We start from the raw sequence: 26,739 nt of genomic DNA, 5'->3' as shown, positions 1-26,739 counted from the left end.
AGTCGTCGTTCCGATGCGGAAGGGCGATCGGTGATCCGAAGGGTGGAAAGTGTTCAGGGGTTGCGGATGTAGGCGTTCTTGCGCAGGTAGAACCACCAGTTGATGACCACGCACAGGGCATAGAACACCGCGAAGCCGTACATCGCATTCTCCGGCGAGCCGGCCTTGATCTGGCCGCCGATGACCACCGGAGCGATGAACGAACCGTAGGCCGCGACCGCCGAGGTCCAGCCCAACGCCGGGCCGCGCTGATCCTGGTCGAACACGAAGCCGATGGTGCGGAAGGTGGAGCCGTTACCGATCCCGGATGCAGCGAACAGGACCACGAACAGCGCCATGAACGTGAAGAAGTGCTCTTCGGGCGTCGCCGACTGATAGGCGAGGAACATCACGTAGCCGGTCGCAGCCGAGGCGATGACGAGCACGATCGAAATCCACTGGGTGACGATCGAACCGCCCAGCTTGTCCGAAATCCAGCCACCCACCGGACGGATCAGTGCGCCGACGAAGGGGCCGATCCAGGCGTACATCAGCGCCGAAGGTGCGTTCGGGTTCTTCGCATGGACCCAGGCCTGGGTGCCGGCGTCGAACACGTGGGTGTTGCCGAAGATCACCGTGATCGACAGCGGCAGCGCCATCGAAAAACCGATGAAGGAGCCGAAGGTCACCACGTAGAGCGCGGTCATCGACCAGGTGTGCTTGTTGCCGAAAATCGCGAACTGCTTGTTCAGGTTGGCCTTCATCTCGCCGCTGGCGACCGCCTTCATGCCATACAGCGTGCCCACGATCACCAACGGCAGCACCACCCACATGCCGTTGCCCGAAAGCAGGCCGGAGCCGCTCGGCGCGGGCAGGTAGAGGTACAGGCCGATCGCCGACACCACCAGCGCGATGCCGTAGAACAGCACGATCTTGCTCATCGCCGCGCCGGTCGAGCCGATGTTGGGCGACACCGTGAGCAGGTTGTTCATGCCGAACCAGCCGATCACCGCCAGCGGCACCAGCAGCAGCAGCCAGACGAAACCGGCGTTCTGGACCCAGGTCGGGGTCCCCGCGGCGATCTTGCCGATCAGCGTCGCCGAATCCTTCACCAGCGGGATCGCATCGCCGCCGAAGGCACCGAACAGGGCGACGGTCATCACCGCCGGGATCAGCAACTGCATGGTGGTGACGCCGAAGTTGCCCAAGCCGGCATTGAGCCCGAGCGCGGTCCCCTGCAGGCGCTTCGGGAAGAAGGTGCTGATGTTCGACATCGAGCAGGCGAAGTTGCCGCCACCGATCCCCGAAAGCAGCGCCAGCAGCTGGAACACCCACAGCGGCGTAGACGTATCCTGGAGCGCGACACCGGTGCCGAAAGCGGGAATCATCAGCAGCGCGGTCGTGAGCCACACCGTGTTGCGCCCGCCGCAGATGCGGATGAAGAAGGACGCCGGAATACGCAGCGTGGCGCCGGACAGGCCGGAGATGGCCGCAATGGTGAACAGCTCGTCCGGTTTGAACGGGAAGCCGGCATTGGCCATCTGCACCGTGATGATCCCCCACATCAGCCACACGGCGAAGCCGCACAGCAGGCTGGGGATCGAAATCCACAGGTTGCGGTTGGCGATCCGGGCTCCCTTCTCCCGCCAGAAGGCTTCGTCCTCCGGGCGCCAGTCGGCGATATCGACCGAACTGGTGCTGACCGGCGCTACCGCAGTGGCGGCGTTCGCTGCTTTCATGTAACCGACTCCTCGTTGTCTTTGCTTTGCTTGATTCAGGCCTTGACCGGCTGCGGAGCGGTCTCATGACCGTCCAGCACGTCGGTGCGGCGAACTTCGGTGAGATACATCCAGATCAGCGACACCCAGGTCACGCCGTAGAGCAGCATGAAGGCGCTGGAGCGCACGCCGGTCAGATCGAGCAGCGCTCCGAACATGATCGGCAGCAGGAAGCCGCCCATGCCGCCCACCAGGCCGACGATGCCCGACACCGCGCCGATGTCGCGCGGGAACTCGTTGGAGATGTACTTGAACACCGAAGCCTTGCCGAACGCCCAGGCCACGCCGACGATGAACATCAGCAGGGTGAAGAACCACACGTTGTGGTGAATCTCGAAGCTGCGCACGCCATCGACGGTGCGGACGCTGAATTCGGTATGCGGGTAGGACAGCAGGAACAGGCAGATCCACGACACCCACATCACCCACCAGGTCACCTTGTGCGCACCGTACTTGTCCGACAGCCAGCCGCCGACGGCGCGCAGCACGCCACCCGGCAGCGAGAAACACGCCGCGAGCAAGGCCGCGACCTCGATCCCCAGACCGAATTCGGCCACGTAGTACTTGGTCATCCACAGCGCGAGCCCGACGTAGCCGCCGAACACGATGGAGTAGTACTGGCAGTATTTCCACACCCTGGGGTCCTTCAGCACCCGGAGTTGATCGCGGAAGGTCACCGACGAGTGCACCCGGTGCTCCGGATCGTCGTAGGAGAAAAACCAGAACGCGAGAGCGGTGATCAGCATCGCCACCGCATAGACCTGGGGAACGACCTGCCAGCCGAAAGCCACCACCATCGCCGGGGCGACGAACTTGGTCAGCGCCGCCCCCGAGTTGCCGGCACCGAAGATGCCCATCGCAAAGCCCTGGTTCTCGCGCTCGAACCAGCGCGCGCAATAGGCGATCCCCACCGAGAAGGAACCGCCGGCCAGACCGACGAACAAGCCGGCAACAAGGAAATGCCAGTACTCGGTGCCCTGCGAGATCATGTAGATCGGCAGCACGGTGCACAACATCAGCACGAAGAACACGATGCGCCCACCGTACTTGTCGGTGAGCATGCCGAGCGGCAGGCGGATCAGCGAGCCGGTCAGCACCGGGGTCGCCGCCAGAAGGCCGAACTGGGTTTCGTTAAGGGCGAGGATTTCCTTGATCGGAATTCCGATTACCGCAAACAACATCCAGGCTGCAAAACAGACCGTAAACGCAAAGGTGCTCATGATGAGCACCGATAACTGCTGACGTTTGCGAGAAACCATAGATTCCGCTCTCCTGTCGCCGCCCGGGACTTCCCAGGGCATTGCGCGGCAGGATAGACGCACAACGCTGCGCGAGCCATTCACCAAAAGCAGGAGCTGGAAAGCACTTCGCCGGCCCGGACTAGTTCTTTCGGACTAGCCCGGGCCGGCGAAGTGGGTATGCAGGGGAGTATGTCGTCTCAGTTCGTTTCGGCACCCGGGTCGGGTGTCGTCATCCGGCGCAATTGGGCCCGGCTGCGGATGCGGATGCGGCGGCCACTGACGACGAGCACGCCCTCGTCGCTCATGTTGCGTAATACCCGGGACAGGGTTTCCGGCGTCAGATTGAGCAGGGAAGCGATGGTGTTCTTCGGCGCAGGCAGCACCAGCGGCCCTTCCGGACGCGCAGCGCGCTCATCGAGCTCGAGCAGGTAGGAGGCCACTCTCGCCGCCGCCGCCCCCGAGGACGTGCACCCGATGCTGTCGACCAGGCGCTGGATCCGTGCGCACACCGCCGACAGCATGCGGTTAGAGAGCGGATTGTCGATCGCCACCGCCTGCACGACACGCTCGCATGGGACATGGATGAGCACCGTCCTTCCCACCGCCTGCGTCCATGTCCGGTAGCGCTGACCGGTAAATACCCCGATTTCACCGAACATGCCGCCGGGCTCGAAGATCTCGACTGCGCGCGCACGGCCATCGGGCCCGAGCGCCATCAGGCGGACAGCCCCCGAATAGACCAGGAACAATCCCGTCGGCAGGGACTCGCGCTCGAAGATCGACCCTCCCGAGGTCACCGACACGAACTCCGCGCCATCGGCGAGCAGATCCAGCGTTTCCGAACCGACCGCACGCAGAATAGGCATTTCGGCCAGCGCATCGCGCACGCAAACCGGCGGGGCGATCCTGCGCAGATGATAGGTGCCTTCGACGGGCTGTCTGAGGGCGGCGCTGGGCACGAATATTCTCCGTTTATCGAGGGATAGATGTGAAGGATACCTCTTCCAGCGGATCCTTTGTGCAGGTTTTTGCATCAATACCTAGGCCGAAAGAACTACTCCCTGCACCACCGGCCCGAACCCGGAAAGGCCGCCGGATGCGACATCGGCCGCCCGGCGCTCAGGAACTGCACGACAACATCGAGCAGCCCGGTTTGTTCCGCGCCCAGTCCGGGCGCTTCCCGGCGAAGCGTTCGCCGCCCGGCTGCTCGACATAAGGCCGGCGGAGCACCTCGAGCCATTGCTCGAGCACGGACAGATCCCCGCCCTCGGCCGCGTCGATCGCCTGCTGCGCAAGGTAGTTGCGCGGCACATAGAGCGGATTGACCTGGTTCATGCGCTCACTGCGCAGCGCCTGGGGAACGCCCTCCCCGTCCACCCTCGCTGCATAGCGTTGCAGCCACCGCTCCAGCTCGCCGGCACTCGCCTCGCGCCGGGCCGCATCGTAGAAGACGTCGTCGAACAGCCCCGGCTGCACCGCCGCGGGGTCGAACCCGGCCAGGCGGCGGAAAAAGAGGGTCATGTCCATTTCCCCTTCCCGCAGCAGGCGGTGCAGATCGCCCAGCAGCGCTTCGTCCGCGCCGCCGGCCCCACCCTCTTCCCCGTCCAGCCACCGTGTCAGCCCGAGCTTCTCCCGCATCAGGCGGCGATGCTCGGCCTCGTACGCCTCGGCGTAGAGTGCGAGCCCGCGCTCGAGCGCGCCCACATCCCGAACCACCGGATAGATCGCATTGGCCAGCTGCCACAGGTTCCAGTGCGCGATCCGGGGCTGTTCGCCGAAGCGGTAGCGGCGGTGGAAGGCGTCGGTGGTATTCGGCGTCCAGTCGGGGTCGAAGTCGTCGATCCAGCCATAGGGGCCATAATCGATCGTCAGGCCGAGGATCGACATGTTGTCGGTGTTCATCACGCCGTGCACGAAGCCGACCCGCATCCAGTGCGCGACCATCAGCGCGGTGCGCCGGCACACCTCCTCGAACCAGCGCACGCGGCGCGACGCGGGGTCGGTGTCGTCGGCCAACCCGGAAAAATCGCGTGCGATGGTGAAGTCGATCAGACGCTCGAGCACGCTTTCCTCGCCGCGCGAAGCAAAGATCTCGAAGCTGCCGAAACGGATGAAGGAAGGCGCCACCCGGCACACCACCGCGCCCGGTTCGGGGCGGGGGTGACCGTCGTAGAGCATGTCGCGCACCACCTCTTCACCGCTCCCGACCAGGCTCAGCGCGCGCGTGGTCGGCACCCCCAGGTGATGCATCGCCTCGCTGCAGAGGAATTCGCGCAGCGAGGAGCGCAGCACCGCACGACCATCGGCATGGCGCGAATACGGCGTGGGGCCCGCACCCTTGAGCTGCAGTTCCCAGCGCTCGCCGCGCCGGTTGATCACTTCGCCGAGGGTGATCGCCCGCCCGTCGCCGAGCTGCCCCGCCCAGTTGCCGAACTGGTGGCCGCCATAGCAGGCGGCATACGGCTCCATGCCGGGCAGCAGGCGGTTGCCGGCGAATACTTCGGCGAACTCGCGGCTGCGCGCATCCGTCTCATCGAGGCCGAGCAGCTCGCCGACCTCGCGCGACCAGGCCAGCAGCGCCGGTGCGCGCACCGGTAGCGGGTCGACGCGGGAGTAGCAGGCCTCATGCACCGGGCGCACATGGCGCCCGCTTTCCGGATCGCCCGGCAGTTCATGGACGAAGCGGTTGTCGAACTTCAACTCTCTCATCGGGGGATGTCCTGTATGTATTTTATCGGCCGGTCGCGTGCCTTTCCGCCCGCAGCCCTTGCCGCCTGCGGGCAGTCACCTTCGGTGAGAGTCGCCGTGCCCGCTCGTGGTTCTGGGTCGCCGCTCTGCGGGGGCTCCGACAGAAGCTAGCGGCGGGGGTCGAACGCATCACGGACGACATCTGCGAACAGGTTCGCCGCCAGCACCAGCACGAACATGAACACGAAGGCTGCCGCCAGCGACCACCACACCATCGGCTCGCGTGCCAACTCGGCGCGCGCCATGTTGATCATGGTGCCGAAACTGATCGTGGTCGGATCGACTCCGATACCGACGTAGGACAGCACCGCCTCGGCCAGCACCAGCCCGGAAAAATCCATCACCAGCGCGATCGTCACGATGTGCATGACGTTGGGCAGGATGTGGCGGCGCAGGATGGCCGGCGTGGCGACCCCGAAGGCGCGCGCCGCCTGGACGTACTCCAGCTCGCGCAGCTTCAGCGTCTCGCCCCGCAGCAGGCGGGCGAGACCGGTCCAGCTGGTGATGCCGAGGATCAGGCACAGCGCCAGCAGGCGCGCATCCGAGCGCTCGGCGGCGGTGTCGAACCACTGCGGGTGAGTGTCGATGACGACCTGCATCATCAGCACTGCGGCAGCGATCAGCAGCACGCCGGGAATCGCGTTCAGCACCGTGTATGTATATTGCACGGCATCATCCACCCAGCCGCCCAGATAGCCGGCGGCGATTCCCAGCGCCACCGCGAAGGGCAGCATCACCAGCGTCGTCAGGGTGCCGATCACGAGCGCGGTGCGCACGCTCTTGAGCGCGAGGTAGAGCACGTCCTGCCCGACCTTGTCGGTCCCCAGCACGTGGTAGGCCGGCGCAAGATGGAGGCAGAGCGTGGCGATGAGCACGAGGATGCCCAGCGTAAGCAGCGCCGCGCGCCAGGCGAGCACCGTGCGCCCTGCGGCCAGGGCGCGCGCGGTCTCGCCCCAGCCCAGCCCGTTGCCGCGCCGGATCAGACCGACGAGCAGCACGGCGACCGCGGCCCAGGCGAGCAGCGCCTGGCCCAGTGCGGCCAGCATCCGGGTGGCGATGTCGGCGGCACGCTCCGCCTCCGGATCGGCGAGATGGGCGCTGCCGTGCGCGAGGCGGGGGTAGTCGCGGATCTGCCGGCCATCTTCCAGCTGCACGATTTCACGCTGGTACAGGGTCGATGCGAACGGCGCCGAATACGTCTTCTCGGTGTGCACGCGCAGCGGCGCCAGCAGGGCGTCGAGGAGCGACAGCACCTCGGTCGAATACACCGCAGCGGGCGGTGCCCCCGCACGCCGGCGTTCTTCCCCATCCTCGATTTCCGCCCCGCTTCCGATCGCCGCCGAAGCCGCATCGGCACCCGGATCGAGCACGGGCAGCGGCGGCAGTTGCGGCCGGTAGTGCAGGCTGTCGAGCACGCCGAGTGCGACGAAGACGAGCAGCACGGTCGCCGCCGCCATCCCCGCAGGGCGCCGCCCCACCTTGTGCCAGGCAGCGCGCAGCGGCGGCTGGCGGCGCGCATGCAGCGCGCCCAGCAGCGCAACGCCGATCAGCACGAACAGCAGCAGGTCGGTCCACAACAGCACCGGCTGGAAGCCCATCGACGGATTCATTCCAGCCTCACCCGGGGGTCGACCAGCGTATATGAGAGGTCGGTCAGCACCAGGCCGACGATGTACAGCACCGAGCCGATGAATACCATCGCCCGCACCACGGCGAAGTCCTGGGCGTTGATCGCATCGATCGTGTAGCTGCCCAGGCCCGGAATGGCGAAGAAGGACTCCACCAGCAGGCTGCCCATGAACAGCAGCGGAATGACGACGACGACGCCGGTGAGGATCGGGATCAGCGCGTTGCGCAGCACATGGCGGAACAGCACCGCGAGTTCGGACAAGCCCTTCGCCCGCGCGGTGCGCACGTAGTCCTTGGATATCTCCTCGAGGAAGATCGTGCGGTACCAGCGCGCACTCGAGCCGATCCCGGCGAGCACGCTGATCAGCACCGGCAGCACCAGGAAGCGCGCCGCGTCCAGCCCCGGCGCGTAGCCCGAAATCGGCACCAGCGCCCACATCTTCGACACCAGCCACTGCCCGCCGATGATGTAGAACAGGCTCGAGATCGACATCATCGCCACGCACAGCACCACCCCCAGAAGTCGAGATAGGTGGAGCGGAAGAACACCAGCAGCAAGGCGAAGCTGATCGAAGCGACCAGACTCAGGACGAAGGTCGGCAGCGCGATCGCCAACGACGGCCCCATGCGGTCGCGGATCTCCTGGCCGATGTCGCGGCCGTCGTCGGCGCGGCCGAACTCGAGCGCGAACATGCGCAGCGACTTGTCGAAGAAGATCGTTTCGGTGAAGCGCGCGCTGCCATGCGCTTCGGCATTGACGAACATCGGCTTGTCGTAGCCGCGCTCGGCCTTCCAACGCTCGATCGCCTCGGGCGTTGCGCGCTTGACGCCGATCTGCATGCGCGCCATGTCGTCGGGCGAATTGACGACGAAGAACAGCACGAACGTCAGCAGATTCACCCCGATCAGGATCGGGACCGCATACAGCACGCGGCGCAGCAGATACGCCAGCATCAGCGCCCTCCCCCGCGTTCCCCCACGCCGGCCGGCGCCGCGGTCGCCGCCTCGCGCCGCCGCCAGTGGATCAGCGCCGGCGCAACCAGCGCGGCGAGCAACAAGGCGAGCAAGGCAAGCGGCCACAGCGCCGGCCGGTTCCACTGCGCACGCGCAGCGGTGCGGCGCTCGACATCGATACGCTGGTACTTCATCGTGTTGCGCACCATCGCCCCCGGCTTGCGGTTCTCCACCCAGCCGTGCTGCAGCGAATACGACATCGGGTGAAAGCCGAACACCCACGGCGCATCGTGCTGCAGCAGCGCGACCATGCGCTCGATGATCCGCTGCCGGGCCGGGCTGTCGGGCATCGCCTTCATGCGCTCGAACAGCGCGTCGTATTCGGGGTTCTCGTAATTGGCCGCGTTCTGGCCGTTGAACCTGACCTTGCCCTGGGGGCCGTGGAGCAGGAACAGCAGGTTCTCCGGGTCGGGGTAGTCGGCGTTCCAACCGAAGAAGAACAGCTGCGCGTTCCCCTGGCGGACCTTGTCCTGGAAGCGGTTGAAGTCGGTCGGGCGCACGACGAACTGCACTCCGAGTTCGCGGAACTGCTTGGCCAGCCAGTCCGAGCGCGCCTTGTCGCCCAGCCCGCCGGGCGTGGTGTCGAGGTGGATCACCAGCGGTTCGCCGCTCTGCGCATGGCGGCCGTTGGGCCAGCCGGCCTCGGCCAGCAGGCGGCGGGCCACCTCGAGGCTGCGCCGCTGCGGCCGTCCGCCATCCGCCCCCTCGCCGTCGCGCCATTCGTACACCGTCGGGTTCATCCCCGCCCGCCCTTCACCCGCGCCGAAAATTCCCGGCGGCAGCGGGCTCATCGCCGGCAGGCGGCGGCCGTTGAGGAAGATCGACACGAACTCTTCCATGTCGAGTGCGATCGAGATCGCCTGGCGCAGCTTGCGCGCCTTCTCCCTGTCGGCGTTCGACGCCCCCCCGCCGACGAGCGGATCGAGCATGTTGAACCCCAGATAGAAGATCGACGGCGACACCGAAGTCAGCAGCCGGATGCCACGCGCCTCCATCTCTTCCGACAGCGAGACCTCGCCCTGGCTGGTCAGCGTCACCGCCTGGTCGAAGTTGTCCGAGGACACCCCGGAAGCGTCGTAATACCCCTGCAGGAACTTGTTCCAGTACGGAATGCTCTCGCGCTCGCGGGAGAACACCACGCGGTCGACGAAAGGCATGGCCTTGCCGCAGTCGGCAAGCAACCCGCTCTCGGCATCGCCCGGCTCGCCTTCGCAGGGATAGGGGTCGGATCGGTAGTTCGGGTTGCGCGCCAGCACCATGCGCGCGTTCGGGTTGTTCTCGACCAGCATGTAGGGGCCGGTGCCGATCGGCCACCAGTCCAGGCTCAGGTTGCGCTCGGCCATGCCGGGCTGGCTGAAGAAGCGGTCGGCCTCGGGCGGCACCGGGCTGAAGAAGGGCATCGACAGCCAGTAGAGGAACTGCGGGTAGGCCCCCTGCAAGGTGATGCGGTAGGTGTGGCGATCCACCACCTCGACGCCGGGCAGCTCGAAGCGGCGCAGATCGAGCCAGGGCGAAGCCGGCTCTGCCCCGTCGCCCCCTTCCTGCAGGCGCAAGGCTGCGGCCAGTTCGGCCTGCAGCGTCTTCAGCCCGGGCAGGTACTCGGCCATCAGCTCGAAAATCGGCGAATGCAGGCGCGGATCGGCGAGGCGCTTGATCTGATACACATAGTCGCCAGCCTCCAGCGCGCGCGTGCCGGTTGCGGCGAAATCCCCCAGTGCACGAACCGCGCTCAGATCGCCCGGTTCCAGATCCAGGTAACGCGGGCGGCCATCCTCCCGAACGGCGAAGGCCGGGTGCGGCTGGTAGAGGATGCCGGAGCGGATGCGCACTTCGACCACCGTGCGGGCCACCGCCGCCGCGTCGGCGCCGGCGGCAAGCTCGCGCCCGGAACGATCGTAGCGGCGCAGCGCCGGCATGCCGTCGGCCGTCGCCGGCTCGAGCACGTAAGGGCGCTTCAGGTAGTGGTACTGCAGCGGAGGTTCGACGATCTGGTACAGAAAGCTCGCCTCGTCCTCGCTGTAGGACTGCACCGGGTCCAGATGCTTGGGCCGCTCGGTGAACGCGGTATACAAGATCCCGGCCCCACGCTGGTGCGCCGGATAGGGATCGTTCCACGCCGAACCGCAGCCCCCGAGCAACGCCGCCGCCACCAGCACCGGCAGCAAGGCGACGAGCGCGCGGGGGCGTGCCGGCACGCCCCCGTGGGCCTCGACACCGACGCGGAAAACAGGGCAAGGAAGACGGAGGAAGCGGCGCACGCGCAAGCCGTAGAATCAAGAACAGGGCGGATTCTGGCAGGTTTTGGACGACGGTGCGATCGGAAGGACATGCCGCGGGCAGGGATTTGGCTATAATCCGCTCCTTGTCATTCGGAGTCTCACCCATGGGCTTTCTCGCCGGCAAACGAATCCTCATCACCGGGCTGCTGAGCAACCGTTCGATTGCGTTCGGCATCGCCAAGGCCATGCACCGCCAAGGCGCGGAGCTCGCCTTCACCTACCAGAACGAGCGCTTCAAGGACCGCGTCGCCAAAATGGCGAGCGAATTCGGCAGCGAGCTGATCTTCCCGCTCGACGTTCAGGACGATGCCCAGCTCAGCGACCTGTTCGAGCAGCTCGGCCAGCACTGGGACGGGCTCGACGGTCTGGTCCATTCGATCGCCTTCGCCCCCAGTGAAGCCCTCGAAGGCGATTTCCTCGACGGCCTGACCCGCGAAGCCTTCCGTATCTCGCAGGAAGTGAGCACCTACAGTTTCCCGGCGCTGGCCAAGGCCGCCCGCCCGATGATGAAAGGCCGCAACGGCGCGCTCCTGACCCTGTCCTACCTGGGCGCGGTGCGCACCATGCCCAACTACAACATCATGGGCCTGGCCAAAGCCAGCCTGGAAGCCGCGGTGCGCTACCTCGCCGTCACCCTCGGCCCCGAAGGCACCCGCGCCAACGCCATCTCCGCCGGCCCGATCAAGACCCTGGCGGCCTCCGGGATCGGCAGCTTCGGCAAGCTGCTGTCGTTCAACGAACACAACGCGCCGCTGCGCCGCAACGTGACGATCGAGGAAGTCGGCAACGCCGCCGCCTTCCTGTGCTCCGATCTCGCCAGCGGCATCACCGGCGAGGTGATGTACGTGGACGGCGGCTTCAACACCACCGCGCTGGGCAACGCCGCGCCCCTGCCGCAATAAGCTCGCAGCAACAATCGAAACGGGGGCGGTCAGGACAACTGACCGCCCCCGTTTCGTGGGCACCCTCCGCACGCGCGCCCTGCGACTCCCGGCGCATGCGGGGCCGCGCCCGCAACGCCAGGAGCCGCGTTACTGGGACGAAGCCTGAAGCGCCGCGGGCTTGATCTCGACCTCGTAGCGCTCGCGCAGCGAGGCCAGGAACGCGCCGAAATCACGCGCTGCAAGCAGTTGCCCGTATTGCGCGGCAACCGCGCCGATGCGCGGATCGTCCGCGGCAATCTGCGGACGCTCGACCGCCTCGATGCGGTAGATGACGTAATCCCCTTCGGCCAGGCTCACGCCGACATGGGCGGGGAGCGCCGTCGACGGTGCGGTAAACACCGCCTGCATCGCCGCCGCCGGCAAGCCCGGCGCACCGCGCTGCAGGCTCCGCTCCTCGCTCCAGGCGGCCTTCACCGGCTCGCCCTGCTGCAGCCGGGTGAGGGTCTCCGCCCCCTGCTCGGCGGCCAGGCGCTGGCCGCGCTCACGGCGCAGATCCTCGGCGATACGCTCGCGCACCTCGTCGAGCGGCAGACGCTGAGCCGCTTCGAAGACTTTCACCCGGGCCGACACCAGGCTGCCGTTGCCGATCTCGATGGCCTCGGTGTTGCGTCCGTTTTTCACCGCATCGTCGGCGAACACGGCTTCGAGCAGGCGCTCGTTGGCAAACGGCTCGCTGCCCCCACTGCGCGAGATCCAGTCGCTGCTTCGAATCTCCAGACCAAGTGCGGTCGCCGCCGGCACCAGGCTGTCGGGTTGCTCGTACACCGTATTGGCGAACTGCTCGGCCAGCTCGGCGAAGCGGCGGCCGGCTTCCTGCACCCGCAGCTCGGCACGGATTTCCTCGCGGACCTCGTCGAAGGGCTTGACCGAGGCCGGCTTGATCTCGGTGACCTGGATGATGTGGACGCCGAATTCACTACGCACCGGATCGCCGATCCGGCCTTTTTCCTGCGCGAAGACCGCATCCTCGAACACGCCCACCATCATCCCGCGGCCGAAAAAGCCGAGGTCGCCGCCGCGCCCGGCCGAACCCGGATCCTGCGACTTGTCACGGGCGATGTCAGCGAAACGGGAGGGATCGCCGCGCAGCGTATCGACGAGCGCGCGCGCCTCGCCCATGACCTTTTCCACCGTCGCCTCGTCGGCCCCGCTGTCGAGCGCGAGCAGGATGTGGCGGGCCTGGCGCTCTTCGGCAACGCCGAAACGGTCCGGATTGCCTTCGTAGAAAACGCGGACCGCATCCTCGCCGACCTCGACCCCACGCTCCACCGCAGCCCGGTCGAACACCAGGTATTCGGCCTGCAGCCGCGCCGGACGCTCGAAACGCGCCGGATTCGCTTCGTAGAAGGCTGCGATGTCCGCGTCCGCCACGGCAATGTCGGCGGCCAGGCGCGCAACCGGGAAGCGCAGTTCGCGGATCCTGCGTTCCTCGAGCTGCGCGTTCATGAAGCGTTGCGCCGAAACCTTCGGCACCAGGCTGGCATCGCCGACCGCAGTGACGATCTGCTGGACGCGCACGTCCTGGGCAAGGCGGGCCTCGAAACTCGCCGGGGTCATCCCCTGGGCACGCACGACCGCCTCGTAGCGCTGCAGGGAAAAGCGCCCCTCCTCCTGGAACGCCGGCACCGCGGTGATGGTTTCCTGCAACTGCTGCGGCGTGACCACGAAGCGGTTTTCCGCCGCGTACAGGGCGAGCGCACGCTGATTGATCAGATTGTCGAGCACCGCCCGGCGCAGTTCGGCCGACTCCAGCAGCGCGCGATCGAGCTGGCCCCCGGCACTGGCGCGCAGACGGTCCTGCTGCTCGCGCAGGGCCTGGTCGAACTCGTAGGCGCTGATCGCGGTTCCACCCACGGTGGCGACCTCGCTGCCGGTGGGCGAATCGCTGAAGTAGGCATCCATGCCGAAGAAGGCGAAGGGAACGATGAGGATTGCCAGAATCAACTGGGCAACCCGCTTGTTGTTGCGAATGGCCTCGAACATCTCGATTTCCGTAGAAGGGGCAAGGAAGGGGGAAGATGCGTGCGGGCACAGCCAGCCGGATGCAGCCGCAATCGGGCGCGTCCGGCATGGCGCAAGGACGCGCACAAAGGCGGCAGTTTAGCGCATCTGCCGGATTTTCTGCCCCTGTCCCGGCGTCCCGGCAAGCGCATCAGCGATGTGCTGCAGCCGTTCGCGCCTTCTCCCGCACGGACACGCCCGCAAACACCACGGCGAAGCGCTCAGGCAAAGTGCTCAGGCGGCACGCTCGAACAGGAGGCGGCCATCCCGGACATCCACCCGCACCCGGTCCTTCGCCGCAAACTGCCCCTCCAGGATCGCCTTCGCCAGCGGATTCTCGATCCGCTCCTGGATCGCCCGCTTCAGCGGCCTCGCGCCGAACACCGGATCGAAGCCGGCCTCGGCGATCTCCGCCAGCGCGGCATCACTAACCTCGAGACTCATCTCGAGCCGTGCCAGGCGCTTTTCCAGATGCTGAAGCTGGATCCGCGCGATGCCGGCGATGTGCTTCTCGTCGAGGGCATGGAACACCACCACCTCGTCGATGCGGTTGATGAACTCGGGACGGAAATAGGTTTTGACTTCCGCCATCACCGCGAGCTTGATCACGCCGTAGTCGTCCCCGGCCATAGCCTGGATCATCTGGCTGCCGAGGTTGGAGGTCATCACGATCACGGTGTTCTTGAAGTCCACCGTGCGCCCCTGACCGTCGGTCATGCGACCATCGTCGAGCACCTGGAGCAGGACGTTGAACACGTCCGGGTGGGCCTTCTCGACCTCGTCGAACAGGATCACGCTGTAGGGCTTCCTGCGCACTTGCTCGGTCAGGTAGCCGCCCTCCTCGTAGCCGACATAGCCCGGCGGCGCGCCGATCAGGCGCGCGACCGAGTGCTTCTCCATGAACTCGCTCATGTCGATACGGATCAGGTGCTCCTCGGAGTCGAACAGGAAGCTCGCCAGGGTCTTGCACAGCTCGGTCTTGCCCACACCGGTGGGGCCGAGGAAGAGGAAGGAGCCATAGGGCCGGTTCTCGTCCGAGAGGCCAGCGCGCGAACGCCGGATCGCGTCCGACACCAGGCGCACCGCCTCGTCCTGGCCGACCACGCGCTGGTGCAGCTTGTCTTCCATCTGCAGCAGCTTCTCGCGCTCGCCCTGCATCATCTTGCTGACCGGGATGCCGGTGGCGCGTGAGACGACTTCGGCGATCTCCTCGGCGCCGACCTGGGTGCGCAGCAGCTTGTTCGGCGTAGCGTTCTCGCCCGCCTGCTCGGCCAGCTTGAGCTGCGCCTCGAGCTGCGGCAGCTTGCCGTACTGCAGCTCGGCAACCTTGTCGAGCTGGCCGCGGCGCTGGAACTCGGCCATCTGCGCGCGCAGCGCATCGATCTCTTCCTTGACGTGGGCGGAGCCGGCAGCCTTCGATTTTTCCGCCTTCCAGATCTCCTCGAGATCGTTGTACTCGCGCTGCAGCTTGGCGAGCTCGTCCTCGATCAGCGCCAGGCGCTTTTGCGAGGCCTCGTCCTTTTCCTTCTTCACCGCCTCGCGCTCGATCTTCAACTGGATCATGCGGCGGTCGAGCTTGTCCATGACCTCGGGCTTGGAGTCGATCTCCATCTTGATCCGCGCCGCGGCCTCGTCGATGAGGTCGATCGCCTTGTCGGGCAGGAAACGGTCGGTGATGTAGCGGTGGGACAGTTCGGCGGCGGCGACGATCGCCGGGTCGGTGATGTCGACACCGTGGTGGATCTCGTACTTCTCCTGCAGGCCGCGCAGGATGGCGATCGTGGCCTCGACCGAGGGCTCGTCGACCAGCACCTTCTGGAAGCGGCGCTCGAGCGCGGCGTCCTTCTCGATGTATTTGCGGTACTCGTCCAGCGTGGTGGCGCCGATGCAGTGCAGCTCGCCGCGCGCGAGCGCCGGTTTGAGCATGTTGCCGGCGTCGATCGCGCCTTCGGCCTTGCCCGCGCCGACCATGGTGTGGAGCTCGTCGATGAAGACGATGATGCGCCCTTCCTCCTGGGCGATTTCCTTCAGCACCGCCTTCAGCCGCTCCTCGAACTCGCCGCGGTACTTGGCGCCGGCCAAGAGCGCCGCCATGTCGAGCGAGAGCACCTTTTTGCCTTTCAGCGTTTCGGGCACTTCGTCGTTGACGATGCGCTGCGCCAGGCCCTCGACGATCGCGGTCTTGCCCACCCCCGGCTCGCCGATCAGCACCGGGTTGTTCTTGGTCCGCCGCTGCAGGATCTGGATCGCGCGCCGGATCTCGTCGTCGCGACCGATCACCGGGTCGAGCTTGCCGCTGCGGGCGCGCTCGGTGAGGTCGAGGCAGTACTTGGCGAGCGACTCGCGCTGGCCTTCGGCCTCCTGGCTGGCGACGCCGGCGCCGCCGCGCACCGCCTCGATCGCCGCCTCGAGCGCCTTGCGCGTGAGGCCGTGCTCCTTGAGCAGGCGACCGGCCTCGCCCTTGTCATCAGCGAGGGCGAGCAGGAACATCTCGCTGGCAATGAACTGGTCGCCGCGCTTCTGTGCCGCGCGGTCGGCGACGTTGAGCAGGTTGTTGAGATCGCGCCCGAGGCTGACTTCGCCGCCATGGCCTTCGACCTTGGGCAGGCGGCCGATCGCCTTTGCCACCGCGCTCTTCAGCGGCGGCACGTTGACCCCGGCGCGCTGCAGCAGCGAGACGGTGCCGCCGTCGTCCTGCTCGAGCATCGCCTGCAGCAGGTGGAGCGGCTCGATGAACTGCTGGTCGTTGCCCACGGCAATGCTTTGCGCATCCTGCAGGGCCTGCTGGAACTTGGTGGTGAGCTTGTCGAAGCGCATGGAGGGCGTCCTCAGGAACGTTTGACTGACTCGTTATGTGGGGCGCGTTCGGCACGCTTCAAGAGCCGCGACCGAAGCGCACGGCGATCGAAGCCCTGCACATGATGTGCGATGGCGGCTACCGTCACCTGCCGGTGGTGGTGGAAAGCAAGGTCGTCGGCATCGTCTCGCGCAGCGACTTCAAGGGCCTGGAGCTGGACCGCTTCGAAGACGAACAAAGTCTCTGGGAACGTATCTGCTGAAGCGGCAACGGCCTGGGCAGCTCGGCTTGCGCTCCGGCGCCATACGTCCGAACGTCGGCGGCGGGAGTGCGCCGTGGCTTACTCCTCCTGCCCGCGGTGGGGCTGCAGTTCCGGATAGCGCACGTAATCGACCAGGTCCTGAATTTCCCGCGGCGGCGGCTCGGTCAGCAGGCTGACGACGACGATGATCACGAACCCCAGCGGCACCCCGAACACGCCGGCCGAAATCGGATTGATGTCGAACCAGGCGTTGGCCATCGAGCCGCCGAAAAACGGATGCGTCTGCACCACGTAGATCAGCGTCAACGCGAGGCCGGCGAGCATGCCGGCGACGGCTCCGGGGCGGTTCGCCCGCTTCCAAAAGATGCCCAGGACCAGCGCCGGGAAAAACGCCGACGCCCCGATCGAAAACGCCAGCCCGACCATGAACAAGATGTTGTCCGGGCGCATCGACGCCACCCAGGCCGCCACCACCGCGACCACCAGCAGCTGCGACTTGGAAATCACCAGCCGGCGATGGGTGGAGGCCTGCGGATTGATCAGCTTGTAGTAGAGGTCATGGGACAGCGCATTCGAGATCGTCAACAGCAGGCCATCGGCGGTCGACAGCGCCGCCGCCAACCCCCCCGCCGCCACCAGGCCGGACACCACGTAAGGCAGGCCGGCGATTTCCGGGGTGGCGAGCACGATCACATCGGTGTCCATGCGCAACTCGGCCAGCTGCAGGATGCCATCCAGGTTGAGGTCCTCGATCTTCACCAGACCGACCTTACCCCACGAGCTGACCCATTCGGGCAGGATGCTGATGCTCGAGCCGACCAGGTTGTGATACACCTCCCACTTCGCGAATACCGCGTAGGCCGGCGCCGTCACATAGAGCAGGAAGATGAAGAACAGCGACCAGGCCACCGAACGCCGTGCCTCGACCACCCCGGGCGTGGTGTAGTAGCGCATCAGGATGTGCGGCAGGGCCGCGGTGCCGACCATCAGCACGAACATCAGGGCGAGGAAGTTGTTGCGCGCGACGGCCGATTCGGCGGCATTCGCCCCCGGGTGCGCCTGGGCATGGCGCGGAGGCGGACGCGAGCGCTCGAGCGCCTCCACGCGCGCCCGGGCCCACATCTGCTCGGCCTCGGCCGGCGTGCGCGGCAGATCGCGCAGGGCGCGCTCGGTGAGGGCGATCTCGCGTGCCGAGGCGTTTCCCAGGCGCAGCTCGTTCAGGCGTTCGATCAGCGCCCGGCGCTCGGTTTCCAGCGAATCCGGCAGGCCGGCGATCTTGGCCTGGTAATCCCGCGCACGGGCGGCGTACAGGGTGCGCACTTCGACCTCGGAAGGCGCATCGAACAGAGCGTCTTCGCGGACGACGATTTTCTGCAGCACGCTGCCGTAGGCAGCCTGAGGCAGCGGGATGCCCGTCAGCTTGTAGGACAGGATCACCACCGGTACCAGGTAGGCGATGATCAGGATCACGTACTGCGCCACCTGGGTCCAGGTCACCGCCCGCATGCCACCGAGAAAGGAGCACACCAGAATGCCGGCGAGCCCGATGAACAGCCCGATCTCGAACTCGACACTGACGAAGCGGCTGGTGATCAGGCCGACGCCGTAGATCTGTGCCACCAGATAGACGAAGCTCGCCAGCACGGCCGCGGCCAGCCCGACCAGGCGCGCCACGCTGCCCTGATAGCGTGCGCCGAGGAAGTCCGGAATCGTGTATTGGCCGAACTTGCGCAGATAGGGGGCGAGCAGCAAGGCCACCAGCACGAAACCGCCGGTCCACCCGGTGACGAAGGCGAGCCCTTCGAAACCGGAGAAATAAAGCGTTCCAGCCAGACCGATGAAGGACGCCGCACTCATCCAGTCGGCTGCAGTGGCCATGCCGTTGAACATCGCCGGCACCCGGCGGCCGGCAACGTAATACTCGGATACGTCGGTGGTGCGACTCATGACGCCGATCGCGGCATAGATCGCGATGGTCACGAACAGGAAGACGTGGCCGATCACCGGCTGCGGCAGCCCGAAATGTTCGCCCAGCGCCAGCAGCAGCACGAACAGCACGAACACGAGCGTATACCAGCCGTAGTAGCGCCGCAGGCGGTGGGCAAAGGCGCGGCTGCGCGTCACGGCTGCACTGCCAGGCTGGAACAGGCGTCCGCCATCAGTAGCGGATCCGCGCGTAATACGATTTTTCCGCCGCCTTGCGCGCGTCGCGCAAGGTGTGGATGCCCATCTCGGCGAGCAGCGGAACCAGCTTCAGGAACACTTCGGCGGTGACGATCGCGTCACCCAGCGCGGTATGGCGGCCGACGATGGTCAGGCCGAGCCGTTCGGCGATGGCCTCGAGGCGGTGCGACGCCTGCTGCGGGTGGACCACCGCCGACAGCAGCAGGGTGTCGAGCACCGGCTGGTCGAAGCGCAGCCCGGTCTGCGTTTCCTTGAGCTGCAGGAAGCGCATGTCGAAGGCGGCGTTGTGGGCGATCAGCACGGTATCCGCGGCAAAGGCGTGGAACGCGGGCAGCACCTTGTCGATCGTGGGCTGGCCATGCAGCATCTCGGCGCTGATGCCGTGCACCTTGGCCGACTCGGCGCTCAACGCCCGCTGCGGGTCCACCAGTTGCTCGAAGGACTCGCTGCGCAGCAGCTTGCCATTGACGATGCGGGTGGCGCCGATCTGGATGATCTCGTCGCCCTGCGAGGGATTGAGCCCGGTGGTCTCGGTGTCGAACACGGTGAAGGTCAGCTCGGTGAGGCGCCGCTCTTCGAGTTCGTGCGATTTTTCCGACCAGGCGAAGAGATCGAAATCGTAGTATTCCGGCCTGCCCTCGCCGCGCAGATGGATGCCGGACTCGAGCACCTCGCGGGGCGCCGCCGCCGGCAGCAGGATGCGGAAGAAGGCGCGATGGCGGACCTTTTCGCGCTCGAGCCACATCTCGCCGTCATGGCGGTCGATGACGTCGCGTACCGACAGCGGGCTGCTCTCGCCCTCGAAGCGCATCGACTCGAGCTCCCAGCCCATCACCGTCTCGGTGCTCATCGCCTGCCCCGACCAGATCAGGTCGAGGTGGGCGAGGCGGCCGGCGGCGCTCAGGCGGAAACGCACCTCGCGCACCCCGAACTCGTCGGAGAGGCGGCTGGCGAGGTAGGTGATGGCCTGGATCAGCGAGAAGCTGTCGACCTTCACCCACAAGCTCACGTCGATGTCCTCGAGCTTGGTCGGCAAGCCGATGCACTGTTCGATGCGGCGCTGGGCGGCCGCGATCAGGTCGGCGCCGAGCATGTCCTCGAGCGGCCAGCGCACCTTGAGCGCGTCGGCGAACTCGGTTGCGGTGCTGTCCAGGCGCGTGCTCATCGACTGCACTTCGTCGCGGATCACCTTGCGGAAGCGGTCGCGCATGTCGTCGGGCAAATCTCCGTACTCGAGCATCTCGACTGCAGCCCGCACATTGGCAAGGGAGGCCCGGTTGCCTTCGGTGAGCTCGTGCAGCATGCGGTCGCGGCGCGACTCGGTTTCGACGTTGCGGGTGATGTTGTCCAGCATCAGGATGAAGCCGGTCAGCATCCGCCCCACGTCCGCCGGCCCTTCCGGCCGTGCTTCGCTGCCCTGCCCGGGTGCCGCAGGCACAGGCTCGGCGGCCGACAGCACCGGCGCCATCTGCACCCGCAGCAACTGGCCGGCGCGGGTCGTGGTGACGAAGTTGGCCTGCACTTCACTGTCGCCACGGCGCAGTTGCACCTGGATCGTGTCGAGCGCATGGGCGATCAGGTTGCGCTCGAACACCGCATAGATCGAACGCCCGAGGCCGATCAGCTCGCCGCCGCCGGCCACTCCGGGCGCTTCCGACAGCGCCCGGAACTGGGTACGCGCACGCTGGTTGTAGAGCAGCACCCGGCCGTCGAGGTTGCACACCACCACGCTCTGGGTCAGTTCGGACATCAGCGCGGCGAGGCGGTTTTTTTCCAGTTCGAGCGATTCCTTGGCACGCGCGATCTGCGCCTCGACATCGACCATCAGCGCATCGCGCTGGCCCGCCAGCTCGTTCGCTGCCTGGGCCAGGGCCTGGACTTCCGGCGGCCCCTCGGGCTGGACCCGAAAGCCCCTGTTCGCCCCCAGCATCAGCCCGAGGTGCTCGGCCATCCGCAGCAGGCCCTGGACGTACTGCCGGAACAACATCCGCACCACCCCCACGCCGGCGGCGAAGCCGAGCGCGGTGAGCACGAAGCCCAGCGTCAGGTGCGGACTGAGCACCTGGACCAGCAGCGCGCGCCCCGAGGCCTGGGTTTCCGTCCAGATGATCAGGGCGGTGAGCAAGAACGGCCCGGTCATCAGCAAGAACAGCACGATGACCGCGAAGACAAAGCGCACCCCTGCCGGCATCGATCAGGGCCCCAGCAGGCTGCGCACCTTGTCCACCAGCTCCCTGGTCGAGAAAGGCTTGGTCATGTAGGCATCGGCCCCCAGGGCGAGCCCCTTGGCGACTTCGGTGTCGCGCCCCTTGGCGGTCAGCATCAGCACGCGCACCGCAGCCAGCGCCGGATCAGCCTTGATCTCCTGGCACACTTCGAAACCGCTCTTCTTCGGCATCATCACGTCGAGCAGCACGAGGTCCGGACGCTCGGCGCGAATCCTCCGCACCGCCTCCTCGCCGTCGTGGGCGATCGACACCTCGAAGCCTTCGCGCTTCATCAGGAATTCCAGCGAAATGACGATGTTCTGCTCATCGTCGGCGATCAGAATCTTCTTGTGCATGCACTGTTTCCCCCCTCGGCATCATTCTAAGTCATCCACCAGCGGACGCAGGCGCCAGCGGCAGCTCGAACGAAAAGCGCGCGCCTTCACCGGGCGCCGACTCCAGCCACAGGCGGCCGCCGAAATGCTCGACGATCTGCCGGCTGATCGGCAGGCCCAGTCCGGTGCCTTGCGGCCGCGAGCGCTCATCGCCGCCCTGGCGGAACTTCTGGAAGATCACCGGTTCGAGCGCCGGCTCGATGCCCGGCCCGTTGTCCTTCACCTCGACGCGGACATGGCGGCCGTCGCAGCTCAGGCGCACATCCACCTTTCCCGTGCCCACGGGCACGAATTTAGCTGCATTGGACAGCAGGTTCAGCATCACCTGCAGCAGGCGGTCATGGTCGGCGCGCAGCAGCGGCACCGCATCGGGCGCCGACACCCGCACTTCGGCGCCGCGGTCGCGAAACAGCTGCAGCGTGGTTTCGACCGAATGGTTCACCAGCTCGCGCATGTCGATGTCGGTGTTGTGCCACTCGGCATGACCCGATTCGATCTTCGCCATGTCCAGGACCTGGTTCACCAGCCGGGTCAGACGCACGGTCTCGGACACGATGATGCCCAGGAAGCGCTGGCGGTCGGCAAGCTCGATCCCGGGATCATCGACCATCATTTCCGAGAGCGCCCGGATCGAAGTCAGCGGCGTGCGCAGCTCATGGGTCACCGACGACATGAAGTCGTCCTTGAGGCGGTCGAGTTCCTTGAGCTGTTCGTTGGCCGCGCGCAGTTCGGAAGTCGCCACCTCGAGGGCGCGCGATTTTTCCTCGAGCTCGCGCGAGTAGGCACGCACCTGCGAGGCCTCGTCGAGAATGTCCATGACCTCGCCCAGGCCGAGGCGCTCTTCCTGCACCACGGTCGCCACCATCACCCGCGCCGAGGCGCTGCCGATCGCGCCGGCGAGCAGGGATTCGGCGAAATGCACCAGTTCGGGATCGGCCCTGAGCTGCTCGACACGCTCGACGCCGTGCCCCCGGGCATAGGCGCTGAACGCCTCTTCGGTGCGGCGCTGGCCGAGAAAGCGCGCAACCAGTGGCAGCAGATCGCGCACTTCGGCGCCGCCGCGCCAGAAGCTCGCCGGCGCCGCCGCACCGCGCCGGAACACATCGACGAACAACGCGCCCTGGGTCGCTTCCGAACCGGTCGGCACGCGCAGCAAGGATACGATCACGTAACAGCCGATATTCGCGAACAGGCTCCAGAACAGCGCATGGCTGATGTTGTCCCACCCACCGATGCCGAACAGCTGCTCGGGCTTCAGCCACCACAGCTCGAACAGGCCGTATTCGAGAAAACGCGCATCGAGCCAGCCCGACTTGGCAAAAGACGGCAGCATCAAGGTGTACCCCCACACCAGGAAGCCGGCGAGCAGGCCGGCGAACGCCCCTTCGCGCGTGCCGCCCCGCCAGTACATCCCACCGAGCACCGCCGGCGCGAACTGCGCCACCGCGGCAAAGCTGATCAGGCCGATGCTGACCAGGGCATACGCCTCGCCGGCGAGGCGGAAGTAGAGGTAGCCCAGCAGCAGCACGCCCAGGATCGCCCCGCGCCGGATCCCCAGCAGCAGGCCGGTGAGATCGCGCTCGCGCGTCAGGTCCAGGCGCCGGCTGCGCAGCAGCATCGGCATCACCAGATCGTTGCACACCATGGTCGACAGCGCGATCGCCTCGACGATGACCATCCCGGTTGCCGCCGACAGTCCGCCGACGAACACGAACAGTGCCAGGGCGGCGTTGTCGTGTGCGATTGGCAGCGTCAGCACGAACGTGTCGGGGTCCACCGTGCCCTGGCCGAAATGCAGCAGGCCGCCGAGCGCGATCGGGACCACGAAGATGTTGATCGCCAGCAGGTAGGCGGGGAAGACCCAGGTCGCACGGCGCAGGTGCTGCTCGTTGACGTTCTCGACCACGGCGATCTGGAACTGGCGCGGCAGGAAGATGATCGACAGCATCGCCAGCAGCACGTGGGCGAACCAGCCGCCGTATCCGAGCCGGCCGGCGCCGTCGAACACGAGCAGCGACCCGAGTTCGGGCCGCGCCATCGCGCGCGCATACAGATCGGCAAAGCCGTCGTACAGCCAGTAGGTCACGTACACGCCCACCGCGAGGAAGGCGAGCAGCTTCACCACCGACTCGAAGGCGATCGCCGCCACCATGCCTTCGTGGCGTTCGGTGGTGTCGAGGTGGCGGGTGCCGAACAGGATGGTGAACGCGGCCAGCGCGAGCGCGATGTAGAGCGTGCTGTCCTGCCACCAGCCGGCGCTCGCGCTCTCGACCCGGAACACGATGTCGTGCTCGCCGATCATCAGCGCATAGGCGCTGGAGATCGCCTTCAGCTGCAGCGCGATGTAGGGCACGATGCCGATCACCGCGATGATCGTGACCAGGCCGCCGAGCAGGTGGCTCTTGCCGTAGCGCGAGGCGATGAAGTCGGCGACCGAGGTGATGCGGTAGCTGCGGGCGATGCGGATCATCTTCAGCACCACCAGCCAGGCCAGCGTCAGCCCCAGGGTCGGCCCCAGGTAGGTGGGCAGGAACCAGATCCCGCCTGCCGCCGCACGCCCGACGCTGCCGAAGTAGGTCCACGCGGTGCAATACACCGCCAGCGAAAGGCTGTAGACCCAGGGATTGGCAATGATCGAACGCCCCTGGTCGGCGCGGCGATCGCCGAAATACGCGATCGCGAACAGGATCAGCAGGTAGGCGAACGAAGCGCCGACGATCAGCCAGCCAGGCAGCATCGAGGTCTCCGGCTCAGCGCGCGCCGCGCTCGACGATCCAGGCCACGACCACCACCAGACCCAGCCATACCCCGAACAGATAGAGATGGAGCAGCGGCAGCCCGAGCACGCTCAGCGGCCGGTCGAACAAGGACAGCAGCGGATAGTTCAGCAGCAGCAGGCCGGCGATGAACACCGCCACCAGGCGCTGCCCGGCAAGTCCCTTGCGCATCATGCAGCTCTCATGACGTCCGCCGTGGTGAAGGCCAGACGAAGGCGCCGCCCGCTCTTTTCGGCGGATTCGGCGCTTCGCACCAACAGGGGGCGCGCAGGGCGCGCCCGGTCTCCCTCCCCTTCCGGTCCGGCGGCATGGCCGGACCTTCTCCTGTCACTCCTCGTGCCGGGCGCAGGCGCCCGGCACGGCGATCAGCCCTTGAGCTGCTCGAGGATCGCCGGATTTTCCAGGGTCGAGGTGTCCTGCGTGACATCCTCGCCCTTGGCGAGCTGGCGCAGCAGACGGCGCATGATCTTGCCCGAACGGGTCTTCGGCAGGTTCTCGCCGAAGCGGATGTCCTTGGGCTTGGCGATCGGGCCGATCTCGTGACCGACCCAGGTCTGCAGCTCCTTGATCATCTTCGCGGCGTCCTCGCCGCTCGGACGGGGCCCTTTCAGCACCACGAAGGCCACGATCGCCTCGCCGGTGACGTCGTCGGGACGGCCCACCACCGCGGCTTCGGCAACCTTCTCGTGCGCCACCAGGGCGGATTCGATCTCCATCGTGCCCATGCGGTGGCCGGAAACGTTGAGGACGTCGTCGATGCGCCCGGTGATGGTGAAGTAACCGGTCTCCGCGTCACGGATCGCGCCGTCGCCGGCAAGGTAGAGCTTGCCCTTGAAGTCGTCCGGGTAATAGGTCTTCTTGAAACGCTCGGGGTCGCCCCACACGTTGCGGATCATGGCCGGCCACGGCTTCTTCACCACCAGGATGCCGCCCTGGCCCCAGGGCACTTCGGTACCGGTCTCATCGACCACCGCGGCCATGATGCCGGGGAAGGGCAGGGTGCACGAACCCGGCACCATCGGCGTGGCGCCCGGCAGCGGGGTGATCATGTGGGCGCCGGTCTCGGTCTGCCAGAAGGTATCGACGATCGGGCAGCGGCCGCCACCGACATTCTCGTAGTACCACTCCCAGGCCGCCGGGTTGATCGGCTCGCCGACCGAACCGAGGATGCGCAGGCTCGACAGGTCGTACTGCTTCGGGTGCACCGCCGGGTTGTTGTCGGCAGCCTTGATCAGCGAGCGGATCGCGGTCGGCGCGGTGTAGAAGATGCTGACCTTGTGGTCCTGGATCATTTTCCAGAAGCGGCCGGCATCGGGGTAGGTCGGCACCCCCTCGAATACGATTTCGGTCGCACCGCAGGCGAGCGGGCCGTAGGTGATGTAAGTATGGCCGGTGACCCAGCCGATGTCGGCGGTGCACCAATAGACGTCGTCGGGCTTGATGTCGAAGGTGTATTTCATCGACAGCACGGCCTGCAGCAGATAGCCGGCCGAGGAGTGCTGCACACCCTTCGGCTTGCCCGTGGAACCCGAAGTGTAGAGGATGAACAGCGGATGCTCGGCCTCGACCCACTCCGGCTCGCAACGCTCGGACTGGGCGGCGACCGCGTCGTGGTACCAGCTGTCGCGCCCGCCGAGCATGGCGATGTCGGCGCCGGTGCGCTTGACGACGATGACGTTCTTCACCGAATCGCAGCCCCCCAGGGCCAGCGCCTCGTCGGCGATCGGCTTCAGCGGCAAGGCCTTGCCGCCGCGGAACTGGCCGTCGGCGGTGATCACCGCCACCGCACCGGCGTCCTCGATGCGATCGCGCAGGGCCTGGGCGGAGAAACCGCCGAACACGATCGAGTGGGTCGCACCGATGCGCGCGCAGGCCTGCATCGCGACCACGCCTTCGATCGACATCGGCAGATAGATGACCACCCGGTCGCCTTTCTTCACGCCCATGCCGCGCAGGGCGTTGGCGAGCTTGCTGACGCGGCCGAGCAGGTCCTTGTAGGTGACCTTGGTGACATCGCCGCTGTCGGCTTCGAAGATCAGCGCGACCTTGTCGCCGAGGCCGTTATTGACGTTGCGGTCGAGACAGTTGTACGAGACGTTCAGCCTGCCGTCGGCGAACCACTTGAAGAAGGGGGCGCTCGACTCGTCGAGCACCTGAGTGAAGGGCTTCTCCCAGTCCAGCAGTTCCTTGGCACGGCGCCCCCAGAAGCCTGCGTAATCGTCTTCGGCCTCCTTGCACAGCGCGCGGTAACCATCCATGCCGGACACCGCGGCGTTTTCGACCATCGCCTGGGGGGGGTTGTAAATGCGGACTTGTTGCTCGTTTGACATGCTCACCTCTCCTCAACTGTTCAAATGGTTGAAGCTGACCCTTGCGGGTCCGGCTGGTTGGCTCCAGCCTTGAACGGGCTCGGACGACACGGACCGCCGGGGAACGGTCGCAGCGAAACCCTGAATGTGCCGGCATTTAAGGGCATTTATCTTACACAGGACTTACACTGCCCC

The 26,739-nt window shown here is 66.5% G+C and carries 15 protein-coding genes and 2 pseudogenes; 2 read left to right on the top strand and 15 right to left on the bottom strand.

The window, feature by feature from the left end; translation table 11 throughout:
* Positions 1-53 precede the first annotated feature (53 nt).
* The 7 genes and pseudogenes from Tchl_RS12830 to Tchl_RS12800 all read right to left on the bottom strand — a co-directional run bounded on the left by Tchl_RS12830 (position 54) and on the right by Tchl_RS12800 (position 10,539).
* Positions 54-1,718, bottom strand: coding sequence for an MFS transporter (locus tag Tchl_RS12830; RefSeq protein ID WP_075148748.1), 1,665 nt, complete (start codon positions 1,716-1,718; stop codon positions 54-56).
* A 35-nt stretch (positions 1,719-1,753) separates the two neighbouring features.
* Entirely contained in the window at positions 1,754-2,977 is a 1,224-nt protein-coding gene (locus Tchl_RS12825; protein WP_268810522.1) for an MFS transporter, read from the bottom strand.
* A 218-nt stretch (positions 2,978-3,195) separates the two neighbouring features.
* Complete coding sequence (locus tag Tchl_RS12820) at positions 3,196-3,957, bottom strand: Crp/Fnr family transcriptional regulator (RefSeq protein ID WP_232311584.1); 762 nt, start codon at positions 3,955-3,957, stop codon at positions 3,196-3,198.
* 160 nt (positions 3,958-4,117) lie between these two features.
* On the bottom strand, positions 4,118-5,707 hold the full coding sequence (locus Tchl_RS12815; protein ID WP_075148746.1) for a protein adenylyltransferase SelO: 1,590 nt from the start codon (positions 5,705-5,707) through the stop codon (positions 4,118-4,120).
* A gap of 146 nt (positions 5,708-5,853) precedes the next feature.
* Positions 5,854-7,344: an ABC transporter permease gene (locus tag Tchl_RS12810; protein ID WP_075148745.1), complete on the bottom strand. Its 1,491-nt coding sequence runs from the start codon at positions 7,342-7,344 to the stop codon at positions 5,854-5,856.
* Positions 7,345-7,352: 8 nt separating this feature from the next.
* Positions 7,353-8,329 (bottom strand): annotated as a pseudogene (locus tag Tchl_RS12805) (ABC transporter permease).
* Positions 8,329-10,539: an ABC transporter substrate-binding protein gene (locus Tchl_RS12800; RefSeq protein ID WP_075149721.1), complete on the bottom strand. Its 2,211-nt coding sequence runs from the start codon at positions 10,537-10,539 to the stop codon at positions 8,329-8,331. Before Tchl_RS12800 ends, Tchl_RS12805 begins: the two are co-directional and overlap by 1 nt.
* Before the next feature lie 233 nt (positions 10,540-10,772).
* Between Tchl_RS12800 and fabI the strand changes: the two genes are divergently transcribed.
* Positions 10,773-11,570, top strand: a complete 798-nt coding sequence (fabI, locus tag Tchl_RS12795) for an enoyl-ACP reductase FabI (RefSeq protein WP_075148744.1) — start codon at positions 10,773-10,775, stop codon at positions 11,568-11,570.
* Between the two features lie 129 nt (positions 11,571-11,699).
* Here the strand turns inward: fabI and Tchl_RS12790 are convergent, their stop codons facing one another.
* On the bottom strand, positions 11,700-13,595 hold the full coding sequence (locus tag Tchl_RS12790) for a SurA N-terminal domain-containing protein (protein WP_075148743.1): 1,896 nt from the start codon (positions 13,593-13,595) through the stop codon (positions 11,700-11,702).
* Between the two features lie 252 nt (positions 13,596-13,847).
* On the bottom strand, positions 13,848-16,430 hold the full coding sequence (clpB, locus tag Tchl_RS12785) for an ATP-dependent chaperone ClpB (RefSeq protein ID WP_075148742.1): 2,583 nt from the start codon (positions 16,428-16,430) through the stop codon (positions 13,848-13,850).
* Positions 16,431-16,501: 71 nt separating this feature from the next.
* On the opposite strand from clpB, the pseudogene Tchl_RS12780 reads away from it, so the two are divergent.
* Positions 16,502-16,672: pseudogene (locus Tchl_RS12780) on the top strand (CBS domain-containing protein); the annotation flags it as partial.
* A 78-nt stretch (positions 16,673-16,750) separates the two neighbouring features.
* On the opposite strand, the gene Tchl_RS12775 reads toward Tchl_RS12780, so the two are convergent.
* The 6 genes from Tchl_RS12775 to acs all read right to left on the bottom strand — a co-directional run bounded on the left by Tchl_RS12775 (position 16,751) and on the right by acs (position 26,565).
* On the bottom strand, positions 16,751-18,796 hold the full coding sequence (locus Tchl_RS12775; protein ID WP_075148741.1) for a sodium:solute symporter family protein: 2,046 nt from the start codon (positions 18,794-18,796) through the stop codon (positions 16,751-16,753).
* Between the two features lie 34 nt (positions 18,797-18,830).
* Entirely contained in the window at positions 18,831-21,047 is a 2,217-nt protein-coding gene (locus tag Tchl_RS12770) for a 3'-5' exonuclease (RefSeq protein ID WP_075148740.1), read from the bottom strand.
* Positions 21,048-21,050: 3 nt separating this feature from the next.
* Positions 21,051-21,419, bottom strand: a complete 369-nt coding sequence (locus Tchl_RS12765; RefSeq protein ID WP_075148739.1) for a response regulator transcription factor — start codon at positions 21,417-21,419, stop codon at positions 21,051-21,053.
* A 31-nt stretch (positions 21,420-21,450) separates the two neighbouring features.
* Positions 21,451-24,195, bottom strand: coding sequence for a sensor histidine kinase (locus tag Tchl_RS12760; RefSeq protein ID WP_075148738.1), 2,745 nt, complete (start codon positions 24,193-24,195; stop codon positions 21,451-21,453).
* A gap of 13 nt (positions 24,196-24,208) precedes the next feature.
* Positions 24,209-24,406, bottom strand: coding sequence for a hypothetical protein (locus Tchl_RS12755; RefSeq protein WP_198159038.1), 198 nt, complete (start codon positions 24,404-24,406; stop codon positions 24,209-24,211).
* 194 nt (positions 24,407-24,600) lie between these two features.
* Entirely contained in the window at positions 24,601-26,565 is a 1,965-nt protein-coding gene (gene acs, locus Tchl_RS12750) for an acetate--CoA ligase (RefSeq protein WP_075148736.1), read from the bottom strand.
* Between the last annotated feature and the right edge of the window lie 174 nt (positions 26,566-26,739).

The sequence above is a fragment of the Thauera chlorobenzoica genome, from assembly GCF_001922305.1.
Classification (GTDB): domain Bacteria; phylum Pseudomonadota; class Gammaproteobacteria; order Burkholderiales; family Rhodocyclaceae; genus Thauera; species Thauera chlorobenzoica.
This window is presented reverse-complemented; position numbering and strand designations above follow the sequence as displayed.

What these genes read in the sequence shown, in the direction of transcription:
- Tchl_RS12830 (WP_075148748.1), bottom strand. Translation starts at nt 1,718, where the DNA reads ATGAAAGCAGCGAACGCCGCCACTGCGGTAGCGCCGGTCAGCACCAGT.
- Tchl_RS12770 (WP_075148740.1), bottom strand. Translation starts at nt 21,047, where the DNA reads ATGCCGGCAGGGGTGCGCTTTGTCTTCGCGGTCATCGTGCTGTTCTTG.
- Tchl_RS12760 (WP_075148738.1), bottom strand. Translation starts at nt 24,195, where the DNA reads ATGCTGCCTGGCTGGCTGATCGTCGGCGCTTCGTTCGCCTACCTGCTG.
- Tchl_RS12825 (WP_268810522.1), bottom strand. Translation starts at nt 2,977, where the DNA reads ATGAGCACCTTTGCGTTTACGGTCTGTTTTGCAGCCTGGATGTTGTTT.
- clpB (WP_075148742.1), bottom strand. Translation starts at nt 16,430, where the DNA reads ATGCGCTTCGACAAGCTCACCACCAAGTTCCAGCAGGCCCTGCAGGAT.
- Tchl_RS12810 (WP_075148745.1), bottom strand. Translation starts at nt 7,344, where the DNA reads ATGGGCTTCCAGCCGGTGCTGTTGTGGACCGACCTGCTGCTGTTCGTG.
- acs (WP_075148736.1), bottom strand. Translation starts at nt 26,565, where the DNA reads ATGTCAAACGAGCAACAAGTCCGCATTTACAACCCCCCCCAGGCGATG.
- Tchl_RS12790 (WP_075148743.1), bottom strand. Translation starts at nt 13,595, where the DNA reads ATGTTCGAGGCCATTCGCAACAACAAGCGGGTTGCCCAGTTGATTCTG.
- Tchl_RS12815 (WP_075148746.1), bottom strand. Translation starts at nt 5,707, where the DNA reads ATGAGAGAGTTGAAGTTCGACAACCGCTTCGTCCATGAACTGCCGGGC.
- Tchl_RS12765 (WP_075148739.1), bottom strand. Translation starts at nt 21,419, where the DNA reads ATGCACAAGAAGATTCTGATCGCCGACGATGAGCAGAACATCGTCATT.
- Tchl_RS12755 (WP_198159038.1), bottom strand. Translation starts at nt 24,406, where the DNA reads ATGCGCAAGGGACTTGCCGGGCAGCGCCTGGTGGCGGTGTTCATCGCC.
- fabI (WP_075148744.1), top strand. Translation starts at nt 10,773, where the DNA reads ATGGGCTTTCTCGCCGGCAAACGAATCCTCATCACCGGGCTGCTGAGC.